At 63.3% G+C, this 15,185-nt stretch carries 16 protein-coding genes; 12 read left to right on the top strand and 4 right to left on the bottom strand.

Annotation, left to right across the window (positions count from 1 at the left end; all coding sequences use genetic code 11):
* Positions 1-17: 17 nt before the first annotated feature.
* The gene (locus AC2FLM_RS07255; protein ID WP_496856867.1) at positions 18-1,244 is read left to right on the top strand and encodes a mandelate racemase/muconate lactonizing enzyme family protein; all 1,227 of its coding nucleotides are present in this window, start codon (positions 18-20) and stop codon (positions 1,242-1,244) included.
* Between the two features lie 109 nt (positions 1,245-1,353).
* The gene (locus tag AC2FLM_RS07250; RefSeq protein WP_234140296.1) at positions 1,354-1,638 is read left to right on the top strand and encodes an ArsR/SmtB family transcription factor; all 285 of its coding nucleotides are present in this window, start codon (positions 1,354-1,356) and stop codon (positions 1,636-1,638) included.
* Positions 1,639-1,650: 12 nt separating this feature from the next.
* On the opposite strand, the gene AC2FLM_RS07245 is transcribed toward AC2FLM_RS07250, so the two are convergent.
* Complete coding sequence (locus AC2FLM_RS07245; RefSeq protein ID WP_496856864.1) at positions 1,651-2,646, bottom strand: AraC family transcriptional regulator; 996 nt, start codon at positions 2,644-2,646, stop codon at positions 1,651-1,653.
* Positions 2,647-2,743: 97 nt separating this feature from the next.
* On the opposite strand from AC2FLM_RS07245, the gene AC2FLM_RS07240 reads away from it, so the two are divergent.
* Positions 2,744-3,952, top strand: a complete 1,209-nt coding sequence (locus tag AC2FLM_RS07240; RefSeq protein WP_496856862.1) for an acetyl-CoA C-acetyltransferase — start codon at positions 2,744-2,746, stop codon at positions 3,950-3,952.
* Positions 3,953-3,964: 12 nt separating this feature from the next.
* The gene (locus AC2FLM_RS07235; protein ID WP_496856860.1) at positions 3,965-6,109 is read left to right on the top strand and encodes a 3-hydroxyacyl-CoA dehydrogenase NAD-binding domain-containing protein; all 2,145 of its coding nucleotides are present in this window, start codon (positions 3,965-3,967) and stop codon (positions 6,107-6,109) included.
* Positions 6,110-6,136: 27 nt separating this feature from the next.
* On the opposite strand, the gene AC2FLM_RS07230 is transcribed toward AC2FLM_RS07235, so the two are convergent.
* Complete coding sequence (locus AC2FLM_RS07230) at positions 6,137-6,703, bottom strand: TetR/AcrR family transcriptional regulator (RefSeq protein WP_496856858.1); 567 nt, start codon at positions 6,701-6,703, stop codon at positions 6,137-6,139.
* Positions 6,704-7,006: 303 nt separating this feature from the next.
* Here AC2FLM_RS07230 and AC2FLM_RS07225 point away from each other — a divergent pair, with 303 nt between their 5' ends.
* From AC2FLM_RS07225 to AC2FLM_RS07210, 4 genes are all read left to right on the top strand, one after another.
* Positions 7,007-7,471: a nuclear transport factor 2 family protein gene (locus tag AC2FLM_RS07225; protein WP_496856856.1), complete on the top strand. Its 465-nt coding sequence runs from the start codon at positions 7,007-7,009 to the stop codon at positions 7,469-7,471.
* 14 nt (positions 7,472-7,485) lie between these two features.
* The gene (locus AC2FLM_RS07220; RefSeq protein WP_011242198.1) at positions 7,486-8,106 is read left to right on the top strand and encodes a pyridoxamine 5'-phosphate oxidase family protein; all 621 of its coding nucleotides are present in this window, start codon (positions 7,486-7,488) and stop codon (positions 8,104-8,106) included.
* 73 nt (positions 8,107-8,179) lie between these two features.
* On the top strand, positions 8,180-9,154 hold the full coding sequence (locus tag AC2FLM_RS07215; protein ID WP_496856854.1) for an alpha/beta fold hydrolase: 975 nt from the start codon (positions 8,180-8,182) through the stop codon (positions 9,152-9,154).
* A 49-nt stretch (positions 9,155-9,203) separates the two neighbouring features.
* Complete coding sequence (locus AC2FLM_RS07210) at positions 9,204-10,037, top strand: PhzF family phenazine biosynthesis protein (protein ID WP_496856852.1); 834 nt, start codon at positions 9,204-9,206, stop codon at positions 10,035-10,037.
* 6 nt (positions 10,038-10,043) lie between these two features.
* Here the strand turns inward: AC2FLM_RS07210 and AC2FLM_RS07205 are convergent, their stop codons facing one another.
* Positions 10,044-10,925: a LysR family transcriptional regulator gene (locus AC2FLM_RS07205; RefSeq protein WP_496856850.1), complete on the bottom strand. Its 882-nt coding sequence runs from the start codon at positions 10,923-10,925 to the stop codon at positions 10,044-10,046.
* A gap of 143 nt (positions 10,926-11,068) precedes the next feature.
* Here AC2FLM_RS07205 and AC2FLM_RS07200 point away from each other — a divergent pair, with 143 nt between their 5' ends.
* Complete coding sequence (locus AC2FLM_RS07200) at positions 11,069-11,491, top strand: GFA family protein (RefSeq protein ID WP_496856848.1); 423 nt, start codon at positions 11,069-11,071, stop codon at positions 11,489-11,491.
* Between the two features lie 31 nt (positions 11,492-11,522).
* The gene (locus tag AC2FLM_RS07195) at positions 11,523-11,717 is read left to right on the top strand and encodes a DUF1059 domain-containing protein (RefSeq protein WP_496856846.1); all 195 of its coding nucleotides are present in this window, start codon (positions 11,523-11,525) and stop codon (positions 11,715-11,717) included.
* Positions 11,718-11,786: 69 nt separating this feature from the next.
* Here AC2FLM_RS07195 and AC2FLM_RS07190 read toward each other — a convergent pair whose 3' ends face one another.
* Positions 11,787-13,478 carry a thiamine pyrophosphate-binding protein gene (locus AC2FLM_RS07190; RefSeq protein ID WP_496856844.1) on the bottom strand — a complete coding sequence of 564 codons (1,692 nt, stop codon included), beginning with the start codon at positions 13,476-13,478 and terminating at the stop codon, positions 11,787-11,789.
* Positions 13,479-13,585: 107 nt separating this feature from the next.
* Between AC2FLM_RS07190 and AC2FLM_RS07185 the strand changes: the two genes are divergently transcribed.
* Complete coding sequence (locus tag AC2FLM_RS07185) at positions 13,586-14,275, top strand: GntR family transcriptional regulator (protein ID WP_496856842.1); 690 nt, start codon at positions 13,586-13,588, stop codon at positions 14,273-14,275.
* Between the two features lie 7 nt (positions 14,276-14,282).
* Positions 14,283-15,023 carry an aspartate/glutamate racemase family protein gene (locus tag AC2FLM_RS07180; protein ID WP_234221026.1) on the top strand — a complete coding sequence of 247 codons (741 nt, stop codon included), beginning with the start codon at positions 14,283-14,285 and terminating at the stop codon, positions 15,021-15,023.
* The last annotated feature ends 162 nt before the right edge of the window (positions 15,024-15,185 follow it).

The following is a 15,185-nucleotide window of genomic DNA, read 5'->3' as shown; positions in this document are numbered from 1 at the left end:
CCTCGATGGAGTACCCGATGAAGCTGCAAGACCTCGACATTATCGTCACGGCGCCACCTGCTCCCGGCTGGGGCGGGCGCTATTGGATCCTGGTCAAGGTGACCACCGATACCGGCATCACCGGCTGGGGCGAATGCTATGCCTCCTCGGTCGGGCCAGAGGCGATGACCCATGTGATCCGAGACGTGTTCGACCGGCACATGGCTGGCGAAAACCCCGAGAATATCGAACTGATGTTCCGCCGCGCCTATTCCAGCGGCTTTACCCAGCGTCCCGATCTGACCGTGATGGGCGCTTTCTCGGGCCTCGAGATCGCCTGCTGGGACATTCTGGGCAAAGATCGCGACCGGCCCGTCCATGCGCTGATCGGCGGACGGATGAACGAGCGTATCCGCGCCTATACCTATCTCTACCCGTTGCCGCATCACGAGATTGGGTCGTTCTGGACCTCGCCCGACCAGGCCGCCGAATGCGCTGCCGAAATGGTACGCCTGGGCTATACGGCAGTGAAATTCGATCCGGCCGGTCCCTATACCATCCGGGGCGGCCACATGCCTGCGATGACCGACATCTCGCTTTCGGTCGCATTTTGCAAGGCGATCCGCGAGGCGGTGGGCGACAAGGCGGACCTGCTCTTTGGCACCCACGGCCAGTTCAACACGGCTGGCGCCATTCGTCTGGGACAGGCGCTGGAACCCTACTCGCCGCTTTGGTTCGAAGAGCCGACCCCGCCCGACAATATCGAGGACATGGCCCGCGTCGCCCGCAACGTGCGCATCCCGGTAGCCACCGGCGAACGCATGACTACCAAGGCCGAGTTTGGCGCGGTTCTGCGCGCGGGCGCGGCCGAGATCCTGCAACCGGCACTGGGGCGCGCGGGCGGCATCTGGGAGATGAAGAAGGTCGCCGCCATTGCCGAGCTGTTCAACGCCCAGATGGCGCCGCATCTCTATGCGGGGCCGATCGAATGGGCCGCCAATATCCAGCTTGCGGCCTCGATCCCGAACATCCTTCTGCTCGAAAGCATCGAAACCCCGTTCCACGATGCGCTGATCAAGGGTTCGATCCGGGTCGATAACGGATTTGTGATCCCGCCCGACGCCCCCGGCCTGGGGATCGAGGTGGACGAGGAACTTGCGCGCGCCCATCCCTTCACCGGGCATGACCTGCATCTGAACATGCAGGAAGCCCCCTGCGACTATGCCAGCGGCAATGCGTTTCAGGGCGGTGCGCCTGCGATCTAGGGGTGACATCCAGCCTGTCCTTGAGGCATATTGACGCCATTTACGAGGACAGGACGCCACAGTGACCGTGCAAGACGCCCCCCCTTTGTCGCCAGATACACCCGATGATATGGCGAGCAACGCCGCCCGCGCGGCGGGCTATCTCAAGACGCTTGCGCATGAGGGGCGCTTGATGATCCTGTGCCATCTGGGGGCGGGTGAAAAATCGGTGGGGCAACTGGAGCACCTCCTCGAGATCCGACAGGCCGCGGTCAGCCAAATGCTGGCCCGGCTGCGCGAAGAGGGGCTGGTCAGCACCCGGCGCGAAGGCAAGACCGTTTTCTATTCTCTGTCCGACAGCAATACGGAACAGGTGATCGGGTTGCTCTATTCCCTGTTCTGCGGCAACGACTGATCACCCGCCACTTTACAATTCCGCTTTCCGATAGGCACGCGGGGTCAGGCCGGTCCAGCTTCGAAAGGCGCGGATAAAGGCGCTTGCTTCGGAAAACCCGGTCTGGGCGGCGATGGCTTCGACGCTGTCCCCGGTGGTGGCCAACAGGCGCACCGCCATGTCGCGGCGCACCTGTTTGCGGATATCGGAATAATCCACCCCGTCTGCCTTGAGCCGCCGCCGCAGCGTATGCGGCGCCATTTGCAGGGTGGCGGCGACGTGGACCATGTCGGGCAGCCGCCCCTCGACCGACAGGCAGGTTTCCACCGCCACCGCCACCTCAAGCGGCAGACCGGCAGATGCGTCCTGAGGCAGGAATGCGTCAAGCGGCGTGCGCCGGGCATAGGCCGTTGCCTGCTCCTCGTTACGCAGCACCGGCAGCCGTGTCAGCGCCCGCGGGATTGCCAGCCCCGAAGAGCTTTGGCCGAACTGCATCGGCGCCCGCTGGAACATGGCGCGATAGGCGCTGGCATGTCCAGGCGCGGCATGTTCGAACCAGGCACCGTTCAACGCGCCGCGATTGCCCACCATCCAGGCCAGCATGCGCCCGACCAGAACCAGCACCATTTCAACCGCTGTCGTGTTCAGCACCGTGCGCCCGGGGATGCGCGTCATCTCGAAAAGCAGGCTGGCACCACTTTCACGCAGTGAGAAACGAAAGGAATTGTCCATAAGGTCCATGAACCCGGTCGCCCGGCCATAAGCCGCACCCAGAGTATCCGCATGGCTGACATGGGCGGCCATGATCGCATGCGTCCCCACCCGCTGAGCCCGGTCCTGCAATCCGGCCAGTTCATCATCCAGTGCCAGCGTCACCGCCCTCACCAGACGCACGAAATCCGGCGCCTCCAGCGCGCCGACAACACCCGGCAGCCCCGCCCGCGCGAGAATGGCTGCCGGATCGGCACCACGCGCCACCGCGCCTTCGAGAATGTTGGCAACAATCGTCGCCGGGATCGTGACCGCCATATCTGTCACTTAATGTCTATTTCTCTGCACGGCCAGATCATTGTTTTCGCCCGGCACCCGCCCCTAGGCTGTTGCCAAAGCTTCAGGAGGAACGGTCATGGCAACAACCGCCTATATCTATGACGCGCTGCGTACGCCCCGGTCTCGCGGCAAGGCCAGCGGCGCGCTTTACGAGGTCAAACCGATCCAGCTGGCCGCCGGTCTCTTGCGCGAGATGCAGGCGCGCCACGACATGGACACCGCGCGCGTGGGCGACGTGATCCTTGGCTGCACCGCGCCGGTCGGCGATCAGGGCGCCTGCGTCGCCAAGGCCGCCGTGCAGGCGGCCCATTGGGACGAGGCGGTGCCGGGTGTCCAGCTTGACCGTTTCTGCGCCTCGGGGCTTGAGGCGGTGAACATGGCCGCAGCCAAAGTGGGATCGGATCAGGAGGAGCTGGTGGTCGCGGGTGGCATCGAATCGATGAGCCGCATCCCCATGCTCAGCCAGGGTGGAGCGATGTTCACCGACCCCGATTTCGTGATCGATCAGAACTCGGCCCCGCAAGGCATCGGCGCCGACCTGATCGCCACCATCGACGGCTACAGCCGCGAGGATGTGGACGCCTTCGCCATGGAAAGCCAGCGCCGCGCCGCGCATGCGCGCGACAGCGGCTGGTTCGACCGCTCGGTGGTGCCGGTGAAGGATGAGAACGGCCTGACCATCCTGGAGCGGGACGATTTCATCAAGCCCGACACCGACATGCAGAAGCTGGGCGCGCTCAACCCCTCGTTCGCCGGGATGGGCGCCTTTGGCTATGATGACATGGCGCTGGCCAAATACCCGCAAGTGGCGCGCATCAATCATGTGCATACGCCCGGCAACAGCTCGGGCATTGTCGACGGGTCGTCCGCCGTGCTGATCGGCTCGGAGAAGGCGGGCCGCGATCTGGGGCTGGAGCCGCGCGCGCGCATCGTCTCGGCCACGGTCATCGCCACCGATCCGGTGATCATGCTCGCGGGCCCCGGACCCGCGGCCAAGAAATGTCTCGCCAAGGCGGGGCTGAAGGTCTCGGACATCGAAATCTGGGAAATCAACGAGGCCTTTGCCTCGGTCGCTCTGCGCTACATGAAGGATCTGGATATCGACCACGAGATCACCAATGTGAACGGCGGCGCCATCGCCATGGGCCACCCGCTGGGTGCCACGGGCGGGATGCTGGTGTCGACCGTGCTGGACGAGTTGGAGCGCCGGGGCGCTAAACGGGCGATGATCTCGCTCTGTGTCGGTGGCGGCATGGGCATCTCGACCCTGATCGAACGTCTGTAAGGGAGCGGCAGAATGGGTGATTTTCACTATGCAAAGGATGCCGACGGCATCGTCACCGTGACCATGGACATGGACGGGCCGGTCAATGCGATGAATGCCGAGTTCTGGCCGCTCTTTGCCGCGACCATGGACCGGCTTGAAGCGGAGCCGGAGCTGAAAGGTGTGATCTGGACCTCGGCCAAGGACACGTTCTTTGCCGGGGGCGATCTGAAGATGCTGAAAAGCATCGAGCCTGACGGGGTCGAGGCGCTGTTCCAATCGGTCGAGGCGACCAAGGCCGTGATGCGCCGGATGGAGAAACAGCCCGTGCCCCATGTCGCCGCGATCAATGGCGCCGCACTTGGCGGCGGGTTCGAGATCTGCCTGGCCTGCAACCACCGTATCGCCGCCAACAATCCGAAAACCAAGATCGGCCTGCCCGAGGTCACGCTGGGCCTGTTGCCCGGCGGCGGCGGCGTCGTGCGCCTGACCTGGATGCTGGGTCTGGAAGGCGCGATGCCATTCCTACTCGAAGGGCGGCAGGTGTCGCCCGACAAGGCGCTGAAGGCCGGGTTGATCCATCAGGTCGTGCCCGCTGATCAACTCCTGACCCGCGCCAAGGAATACATCCTGTCGGTGCAGGGCGATGCGGCGGCGGTGACCCAGCCCTGGGACACCAAGGGCTACAAGATCCCCGGCGGGCCATCGACCGCGCCACATAACATGACCCGCATCGCAGGCGCTGCCGCGATGCTCTACAAGAAGACGCGCGGGCTGATGCCTGCGCCCGCGCGCATTCTCGACATCATGACCGAGGCGGCGGGCAAGGTCGATTTCGACACCGCCACCCGCTATGAAAGCCGCCGTTTCGTGTCGCTGACCCCGTTGGCCAGCACCAAGAACATGATCGAGACGCTGTTTTTCGGCATGAACAAGGTCAATGGCGGTGCCAGCCGGCCCAAGGGCGTGCCGCCCTCCAAGGTGCAGCGCCCGGGCATCCTGGGCGCGGGCATGATGGGTCAGGGCATCGCCTTTTCCGCCGCCACGGCGGGGTTGCCCGTGGTGCTCAAGGACCAGACGATGGAGGCCGCTGAGCGCGGCAAGGCCTATACCGCCACTCTCTTGGACAAACGCGTCAAACAGGGCCGGATGAGCGCCGAGGAGCGCGAGGCGGTGCTGGCCTTGATCACCCCGACCGACAAGGCCGAAGATCTGAAAGGTTGCGACCTGATCATCGAGGCGGTGTTCGAAAAGATCGACGTCAAGGATGCGGTGCTGGCCGAGCATGAGGCACTCTTGGCCGAAAACGGCATCTGGGGCTCGAACACCTCGACCCTGCCGATCACCCGCTTGGCCACCGGCGCCGCGCGGCCCGAGAACTTCGTCGGGCTGCATTTCTTTTCACCCGTCGACAAGATGCCGCTGTTGGAGATCATCGCCGGAGAGAAGACCTCGGACGAGACGCTGGCGCGCGCCTTCGACTTTGCCCGCCAGATCCGCAAGACCCCGATCATCGTGGGTGACAGCACCGGGTTCTATACCTCGCGCACCATCGGCACCAAGATCATCGAGGCGGTGGAACTGGTGGCCGAGGGGCATGATCCGGTCCGCGTCGACAACCTGTCACGCCTCACCGGCATGCCCACCGGCATGTTGTCGCTGCTCGACGAGGTGCAGATCAAGCTGGTCACCGACATCTACAACACCCAGGTGGAAATGGGCCTCTTGGACCCTGACAAGGAACATAACCCCGCCGCCCGCGCCATGTTGGCCGAGATGATCAGCCAGCACGGTCGCCATGGCCGCGCCACCGGCAAGGGGTTCTATGACTATGACAGTCAGGGCAAGACGATCTGGCCGGGGCTGGCCGCCTGGCGCAAGGAGGGGGCCGATATCCCCGACGCCGATATCAAGGACCGCATCCTGTTCCGCGCCGTGCTGGAAAGCCTGCGCTGTCTGGAGGAAGGCGTGCTGCGCACGGTCGAGGATGGCAATATCGGCTCGATCCTGGGGATCGGCGCGCCGGTTCATACCGGCGGCTATATCCAATACGTCAACACCTATGGCCCGGCCCGGTTCCTGGCCCGGTGCGAGGAACTGGCCGGCAAATACGGAAACCGGTTCGCCCCCCCCGAGATCCTCAGGAAACATGTGGCCGAGGGTCGCGCCCTCGCCTGACACCCTGAGGCGCGGCTTGCCCGCGCCCTAGCCCTGCAACGCGTGGTCCAGCAGGATGCGCGCCGTGTCCTTGGCGTCGCAGGCGGGCTGCGCTGTGCCCAGCAGCGAAGACGTCACGATCGCCCCCTCCTTGAGCAACAGGATCCGGCACCCCAGCATTTCGGGGTCGCGGGCGCCCGCCTGCCGGGCCAGATCGGTGAAGTAATCCAGCAGCACCTGCTTGTGATGCGCCGCCTCCTGCCGGATCGGATCATCCTTGCAATTATACTCCGCGCCCGCGTTGATGAACATGCAGCCGCGATAGCTGTCTTCCTCGAACCACTCCCCCAGAGCGTCGAAACTGGCGAGGATCTTGTCAGCAGGCGTATCGGCCAACTCGTCCACCCGCTTTTCGAACCATTCGCGAAAACTTTCGTCGCGCAGCTTCAGCACTGCGACGATCAACTCCTCCTTGGTGCGGAAATGTTTGTACATCGAGGTCTTCGACACCCCGGTCTCAGCCACCAGCTTGTCCATGCCTGTGGCGTGAAACCCGTCCCGGTAGAACACCGTCAGGGCCTTTCGCACCAGCTCGTCTTTCTTGTTCGGCCGCATGATTCGTCCTTGGGTTACTGATCGGTACATAAGCACGCCGGTCGCGATGTGCAAATCATCAGGGGTAACCATTTGTCACGAAATGAAGTTTTTCCGCCACGCCTCCTGCCACGAAAAAATCTGCACAAAAGGACTTGCAAAAGTTTACCGATCAGTACACTTTGAGGGCAAGTTAACAGATCGGTACACATAAGGATTAACGCCATGCGACGCCGCTATGCCCTTTTCCCGACAAGACATGTTCCCCTGCTTCTGACGCTGGCAATTCTGGCCGCTTCCATCGCCTGACACGGGATACCCCCAATGACACGCCCCCCACTGCCCCCCTTCACCGCCGAAACCGCCGCTGAAAAAGTGCGCCTGGCCGAAAACGGCTGGAACAGCCGCAGCGCCGACGTGGTGACGCCCGCCTATTCCGACGACAGCCGCTGGCGCAACCGGGCCGAATTCATCACCGGGCATGACGACATCCACGCCTTTCTGACCCGCAAATGGGACAAGGAGCTGGACTATCGCCTGATCAAGGAGCTGTGGGCCTGGTCCGGCAACCGAATCGCCGTGCGCTATGCCTATGAGTGGCACGACGACAGCGGCAACTGGTTCCGGTCCTACGGCAACGAGAATTGGGAATTCGACGAGGATGGCCGCATGTCGGCCCGCCACACCTCGCTGAACGACCTGCCCATCACCGAGGATGAGCGCCTGTTTCACTGGCCTCTCGGGCCCCGCCCCGACGACCATCCCGGTCTGACCGAACTTGGCCTCTGAACGGAGATTGAACGATGCCCCGCGCCTTTTCCCAGCTGACCTTCACCCCCGCCGTGCGTGCCCATCAGGAACGGCTCGGCTCCGCCCGCAGCTATGCCAAGTTCATCGAGGGCGGTCCGCAGCAGGGGCATGAGATCGGGCCTGCCGAACAGGCCTTCATCGAGGCGCGGGACGGGTTCTATCAGGCCACGGTGTCGGAAATCGGCTGGCCCTATGTGCAGTATCGCGGCGGGCCTGCCGGGTTCCTGCGGGTGCTAGGGCCGCGCACGATCGGCTATGCGGACCTGTCGGGCAACCGGCAGTATATCTCGCGCGGCAATCTGGACGGCAACAGCCGGGTGGCGCTGATCCTGATGGACTACGCCAACCAGCGCCGGCTGAAAATCCTCGGCCGGATGAAATTCACCGAAGGACCCGAGGCCGCCGCCAGCCTGCTGCCCGACGGGCAGACCCACCCGGCTGAACGCGCCGCCATCATCTCGGTCGAGGGGCTGGACTGGAACTGCCCTCAGCACATCACCCCCCGCTATACCGAGGCCGAACTGGCCCCGCATCTGAATGCGCTTGGTGCTGAGCTGGCGCAGCTCAGGGCGGAAAACGAACGGCTGAAACAACAGTTGTCCGAGCAGGATTAGGCCGGACAGACCGGCCCCACCTCTTCAAGTCCCAAGACCAAAACCCAACTCATTGTCAAAGGGAGCTTTCGACATGCTTCGCACATTGCTCAATACCGCTGCCACCATCACCGCGGGGTCGCTGTTCTCCGCCGGGGTCATGACGCTGGGGTTCTACATCCTGCCCTCCAGCCTGCTTGCCGCCGAGCCCGTCCAGACGCATTTCCGCGCCGAGACGCTGGAGGGGCTCAAGATCGCGTATCGCGAGGCGGGCGAGCCGGCCAATCCGACCGTGCTGCTTCTGCATGGCTTTCCGACCTCGTCGCATATGTTCCGCAACCTGATCCCGGAATTGGCCGCCGAGTATCACGTGATCGCGCCCGATTATCCCGGTTTCGGCGCCTCGGAGATGCCGGATGCGGCGGAGTATGACTACAGCTTTGCCGGCACCGCGCAACTGATGACCCAGCTCCTGGATGCCAAGGGCGTGGATGACTATGCCGTCTATCTGATGGATTACGGCGCACCGGTGGGCTATCGCATGTTCGCCGAAGACCCCGAGCGGGTCACCGGTTTCATCATCCAGAACGGCAATGCCTATGAAGAGGGCCTGCGCGAATTCTGGGACCCGATGAAGGCCTATTGGGCCGACCCCTCGGTCGCCAATGGCGATGCGCTGCGCGCCTTTCTGACGCTGGATGCCACCAAATGGCAGTTCACCCATGGCACCCAGAACCCCGACGCGATTAGCCCGGACAATTTCTGGCACGTGCAATACCTGCTCGACCGTCCGGGCAATCAGGAAGTGCAATTGGAGATGTTCCTTGATTACGGCACCAACCTCGCCGAATACCCGAAATGGCAGGCGCTGTTTCGCGAGCATCAGCCGCCCGCGCTGCTGATGTGGGGCAAGAACGACGTGATCTTTCCCGAGGCGGGCGCGCATCCCTACAAGGACGATCTGACCGATCTGGAATTCCACATCCTCGATACCGGGCATTTCGCGCTCGAGGAATACGGGACCGAAATCGCCGTCGAGATGAAAGATTTTCTGGCACGCATTAACTAAGGACCAGGGTCCCGCTCTGGCGGGACCCTCTCCCACAGGAGGATTTGAGATGACAGCACATGTGGACCGGATCGCCGCCTTTTCTGACGGTGCCCTAGGCGGCAACCCGGCCGGCGTGGTGATCGCCGACCAGATGCCCGCCGAAGACGAGATGCAGCGCATCGCGGCCGAGGTCGGCTATTCCGAGACCGCCTTTGCCGCGCCAGAGGGCGCGGGCTGGCGGGTGCGCTATTTCGCACCGGTGGGCGAGGTCGCTTTCTGCGGCCATGCCACCATCGCATTGGGGGCGACGCTTGCCGGTCGGTTTGGCGACGGCACCTATGCCCTGCAGCTCAACGATGCCGGTATCTCGGTCGAGGGGCAGCGCCATGGCGACCGTGTGCAGGCCGCGCTGATCTCGCCCCCCACCCGCAGCGGCGCGGTGGACCTGGAAGTTCTGGAGGCCGCCTTGGCGCTCTTCGGTCTCGAAGAAAGCGACCTGGACCCGACCCTGCCCGTCGCCGTGGCCAATGCGGGCAACGACCACCTTGTGCTGGCCTTGCGCAACCGGTCCCGGCTGGCAACGATGGAGTACGATCTGAACCGGGGCGCCGCCTATATGCGGCTGAACGGGTTCACCACGATCAACCTGCTCTGGATCGAGACCCCGCAGCGGTTTCACAGCCGCAACGCCTTTGCCATCGGCGGTGTGCTGGAGGATCCGGCAACCGGTGCCGCCGCCGCCGCGTTGGCGGGGTATCTGCGCGATATCGGCTGGCCGCATGGCGGCATGATCGACATCGTGCAGGGCGAGGATATGGGCGCCCGCTCGCTGCTCAGGGTCGAGATCGGCGACACCCCCGGCCAAGGCGTCCGCGTTTCGGGCAGCGCCCGCAGAATCTGACATCGATCAGGCCGTCACCACTTCGGCCTGCGATTTCAGCCAATTCACGAAGGTCTTGACCGCTGGACGCAGGACGCCTGGCCGCGTTTCGATGTAGTAGCCACCGAACAGTTTCTCTGAAAACAGCTCGACCATACGTCCAGCCTCGATATCCTTTTGAAAGAACGCTCGACTGGTAAAGGTGATGCCATCCCCTCGCCTTACCGCGCTCATGATTAGGTTGCCCGGCATCTGGTGGACCACAAGCGAACGATCAGGAACCACACCATGATAGGTCAGCCACTCGGCAGCCTCGTTGGTTCCCAGTTCTTGTAGCCAAGGCAGGTCCATCAGGTCGGCGGCGTGTGACAGTTTTCTTCCCGCAACCAATTCGGGGGCGCCTATCAGAACCATGTCAGACAGCAACAACGGCTCGATATCGCCAACGGGGCGACGCTTGTCCCGGTACCTGATCGCAACATCAACGCCACCGGGCTTGAGTTCGACAAGATCAGCGGTCGGGTTCAGCATCAACGTGATGTCGGGGTTGGCCTGTTGAAACGCGGCCATGCGCGGTAACAGCCATTCAACCGCAAAAGCAGGCGACATGGTGACTTGGACTGGCCGGTTGGACAATCCGTCGGTCAGACGCTCGACACCACGCCCGATGGTGGCAAACCCGATTTCCAGATCCCGGGCCAGCGCCGCGCCTTCCTCTGTCAGTTCGATCCCGCGACCGACCCTGTTGACCAGCGGTGTTCCCAACCGGTCCTCAAGCAGCCGTACCTGCTGGCTGACAGCGGCATGAGTGACATTCAGCCGCTCGGCGGCAAGCGTAAAACTACCCGCCGCAGCCACTGCCGAAAAGGCACGCAATCCGTTCAGAGAGGGAAGCTTCATCCAATCCATTTGTAAGTTTTTCTAATATACTGCCAAATTAATTATGTTGCACGAACCGCGATTTCACTCAAGATTTATCAAATCCAAAGATGGTTCGTCGACAAATAGTGAAAGACAAACTTGCCTAACCTGCCCGGCAAAGGAGGCTTCAGATGATGGTCAGTTCAACCTGTCACGAAGGCGGATGTTACTGCGGCGCCATAAGATACCGGATCGACCGCGTCCCAGAGTTTTCCGCCCATTGCCACTGCCGGTCGTGCCAGATGGCCCTAGGTGGCGCCTTTGCGACATGGGCCAAGGTTCCCGCAAAAGAATTCTCGGTCACCAAAGGCCAGATCAAGCAATGCGAGAAAACCCCAGGCGTCAGGCGTGGCTTCTGCGGCGATTGCGGCACCACCCTGACCTATGCCGCCGACTCCGAGGTAGAGGGCCAGAACTGGTCGCAAGACGCCTGGTTTGCTGCGGTGACACTTGACGATCCATCAATCGTAGCGCCGCAAAACCATGTGTTTGTCTCGCACAAGCAACCATGGATCACCCTGCCCGCCGACGCGCCGGCTTTCGAGAAATTCTGACATTTCCCAAAACCTGCGAAAGGAGCACGCGATGCCAACGTCATTTTCTTACGCCTGCAAGGACTATCCCGGCATGGAATCCTGCCCCGGCAAGGTTGTTGCCCAAACCGAAGACGAGGTCTGGAAACTCATGGAGCTTCACGCGGTCATCGCACATGGCGAGGATCCGTCCTTGTGGACCGACAAGGATCGCGCAGAATTGGCCAAGCTGATAACGCCAGAGTAGGGATCACAGCTTTCCACGCTCCGTATTTGCTAGACGAAAGGCGCCCCAAACGCCTTTCGGTCAAAGCACTCATCCCATCCAGCGGCGGACGGGGGCGTTGCTTTCTTCCAGCGGCTGGGTGATCACGTCAACCAGCGTCGGCCCGTCATGGGCAATCGCCTCGGCCAGCACCCGCTCCAGATCGGCTGGGTCCTCGACCCGCCAGGATTTCAACCCATAGGCCGCCGCGATGGCCGCGTTGTCGGTGCGGTTGAAGTCGACGTTGTAATAGCGCGCGTCCTTGTCCGCGAACTGGCTGGCCTTGATCCAGCCGAAAGTCGCATTGGAAAACACCACATAGGTGATCGGCGCCCGCGACCGGCAGACGGTCTCCAGCTCGCCCACCGTGAACCCGAACGACCCGTCACCCATCAGCGCCACGGTCTTGGACGCGGGCCGCCCGTACCAGGCACCCAAAGAGGCCGACAGCGAATACCCCAGTGCCCCATGCGCGCGGTTGGTGATGAAATGCCGCCCCGGGCGCGGCAGCTGGTAATAGGCCGAGAAATAGGGGCAGCTGGTGCCGGGATCGGACACCACGGTTGCATCCTCGGGCAGCGTGTTCATCAGCGCGCGGATCACCCGTTCGGGCCGGATCGGCGCCTGATCCGAGCGGGCCAGCACCTCGAACGCCTCGAACTTGCGCCGTTTCCTGTCTGCAATCGCCGCAGCGCCACCAAAGGTATCGGCCCCCTGTGTGCGCGCGTCCAGCACCGCGTTCACCTCGGCCAGCGCCAGCCGCAGGTCGCCGACCACCGCGACCTCGGTCCGGTAATTGGCGTTCATCACCATCGGGTCATTGTCGAAATGCACGATCCGGGTGCCCGGTTTCGGTGCCTCCCACCGCGCCGTTGTGGTGGACCCCGCCCGGCAGCCCATGAACACCACCAGATCGGCTGCCTCCATCATCTCCCATGTCTCGTCGGTGCCACCGTTCGACCCCACGACGCCCAGACAGTTGGGATGGGTCTCGGCCAACGATCCCTGCCCCGAGATCGAGGTGGCCACCGGAATGTCGAGCCGGGTTGCCAGCCGGTCCAGCTCCTCCCAGGCTTGCGCGATCACCACGCCGCCACCACAGACGATGAGCGGGTTTTTCGCCGACAGGATCGCCTCAACCGCCGCTTCGGCCGCGCCGGGCGCGGGTGTCTGCGGATAGGCGGGATAGCTGGCGGTTGCCGGATCGGCCCAGATATCGGCGGCATCGACCGGGTCGTATTGCACGTCATAGGGCAGGCCGATATGCGCCGCGCCCGACCGCCCGGTGGTCATCGCGCGAAACGCCGCCCGCACCATGCGCGGAATATGATCGGCGCGGCTGATCACCGTGTTCCACTTGGTCAGGGGCGCCATCAGCGCCTTTTGGTCCACCTCGGTCAGCGGGTATCTTCCGTAAGAGGCGACCGAGATATCGGTAGTGATCCCCAACACCGCATACGAGCTTTCCGAGGCCTCGATCAGCCCCGGCAGGATATAGGTGGCGCCACCGCCCGACGGCCCCTCGGCCACACCGACGCGCCCCGTCACGCGGGAATAGCCATCGGCCATATAGGTGGCACAGCGCTCGTCACGGGTCAGCACATGGGTGATCTGGTGATCAAGCCGCAGCATCGCATCATAAAACGGCAAGGTGGTATCGCCGCAGAGACCAAAGATATGCCGCACCCCCTGCGCCTCGAGCATGCGCACCATCGCCTCGGCGCCATTCATCCGGTTGTCCATGCGACTCGCCCTCACAGAATTTGCGTTCATAATTGTATACAGCTCTGCATCACATCTTGCGCACAAGTCAACCCCGCGATATTGTTTCCCCGAAATCGAGGCGCCGAATGACCAAATCAGAAAGCAATGTTGACCGGCTTTACGAGGCGCTCCGCCGCATGGCGGCGGATTTCGCCTTCAAGCCCGACGCCCGCATCAACGAAAGCGCGCTGGCAACCCAACTCGACGCCTCGCGCACCCCGATCCGCGAGGCACTGAACCGGCTGGTGGCCGAAGGTTTCCTGACCTTCCGTTCGGGGCGCGGTTTCTTCTGCCGCTCGCTTTCGCCGGAACTGGTGATGGATCTCTACGAGGCCCGCGTCGCGGTCGAGGTCGAGGCAGCGCGGCTCGCCGCCCTGCGCGGCGACGAGCGCGAGATCGCCATCCTGATGCAGGACCTAGAGGATATCGCGCCCGACTATACCGCGCGCGCCGATACTGAAACGCTGCTCAGCATGGATGAGTGGTTTCACACACGGCTCTGCGCGCTGTCGGGCAATGGCGAATTGGCGCGCATGCTCGACAATCTCAACGACCGCATCCGCTATCTGCGCCTGATCGACCTGCGCCGCCTGCAAGCGCTGGGGCCGCAGGGCCAGACCATGGTTTCGGCGCATCAGCGCATCCTCGACGCGGTGGCCCGCAATGATGCCGAGGGCGCCATGGCCGAGATGCGCGCCCATATCGAACGCCGCCGCGAAGGGGCGACCCAGGCGGTGCGCGATGCCTATGCCCAACTCTATGTCCCCGAACTCTGAGGCAAACATGTCCCTACAATCCGGCGGCAAAACGGTCTTTGGTGCCACGGTCGGCATCCTGATGCTGGAAACCCGCTTTCCCCGCATTCCCGGCGATATGGGCAATGCGCTGACCTGGCCCTTTCCGGTGCAGTACAGGGTGGTGCGCGGCGCTTCACCCGACAAGGTGGTGCGCGGCGATCCCCGCGTACTGCTCGACGCCTTTGTCGAGGCGGGGCGCGATCTGGTGGCCACCGGCGCGGACGGGATCACTACCAATTGCGGCTTTCTCGCGCTGGTTCAGGACGAGTTGCGCGCCGCCCTCGACGTGCCGGTGGCAACATCCTCGCTGATGCAGGTGCCGATGGTACAGGCCCTCCTGCCGCCGGGCAGAAAAGCGGTGATCCTCACCATCTCCAAGGCAACACTGACGCCAGCGCATCTGGCCGCAGCGGGGGTACCGCTCGACACCCCTGTTTACGGAACCGACGCGGGCCGTGCCTTTACCCGCGACATCCTGGGTGACGCACCTCAGATCGACTTCGCCGCCTGTCGTCAGGACATGCTGGATGCGGCCGATCAGATCCTGGCGCAGCAACCCGACGCGGGCGCCATCGTTCTCGAATGCACCAATATGGTGCCCTATGCCGCCGATCTGCGCAGGCGCACGGGTTTGCCGGTCTATTCCATCTACTCGATGGTCACATGGTTCCAATCCGGCCTGATGCCGCGCCGGTTCGCCCAGGATATCGACGACCCGCGCGGTTGACCCGTAGCTGGGGGCGCTGCCCCCGTCACCTTCGGTGACTCCCCCGGGATATTTTCAGCAAGAGGAAAGAACAGGCGCCCACTCCTTCATTCCGCCGCAAATACTCCGGAGCGCGAGGCAGCGCCTCGCAAAAGATCCACCGCGCAGCGGCGCCCGGCCCAA

Source organism: Ruegeria sp. SAZD011 (assembly GCF_059612545.1).
The sequence above is the reverse complement of the archived record's forward strand: the minus strand, read 5'-3'. Positions and strand labels throughout refer to the sequence as shown.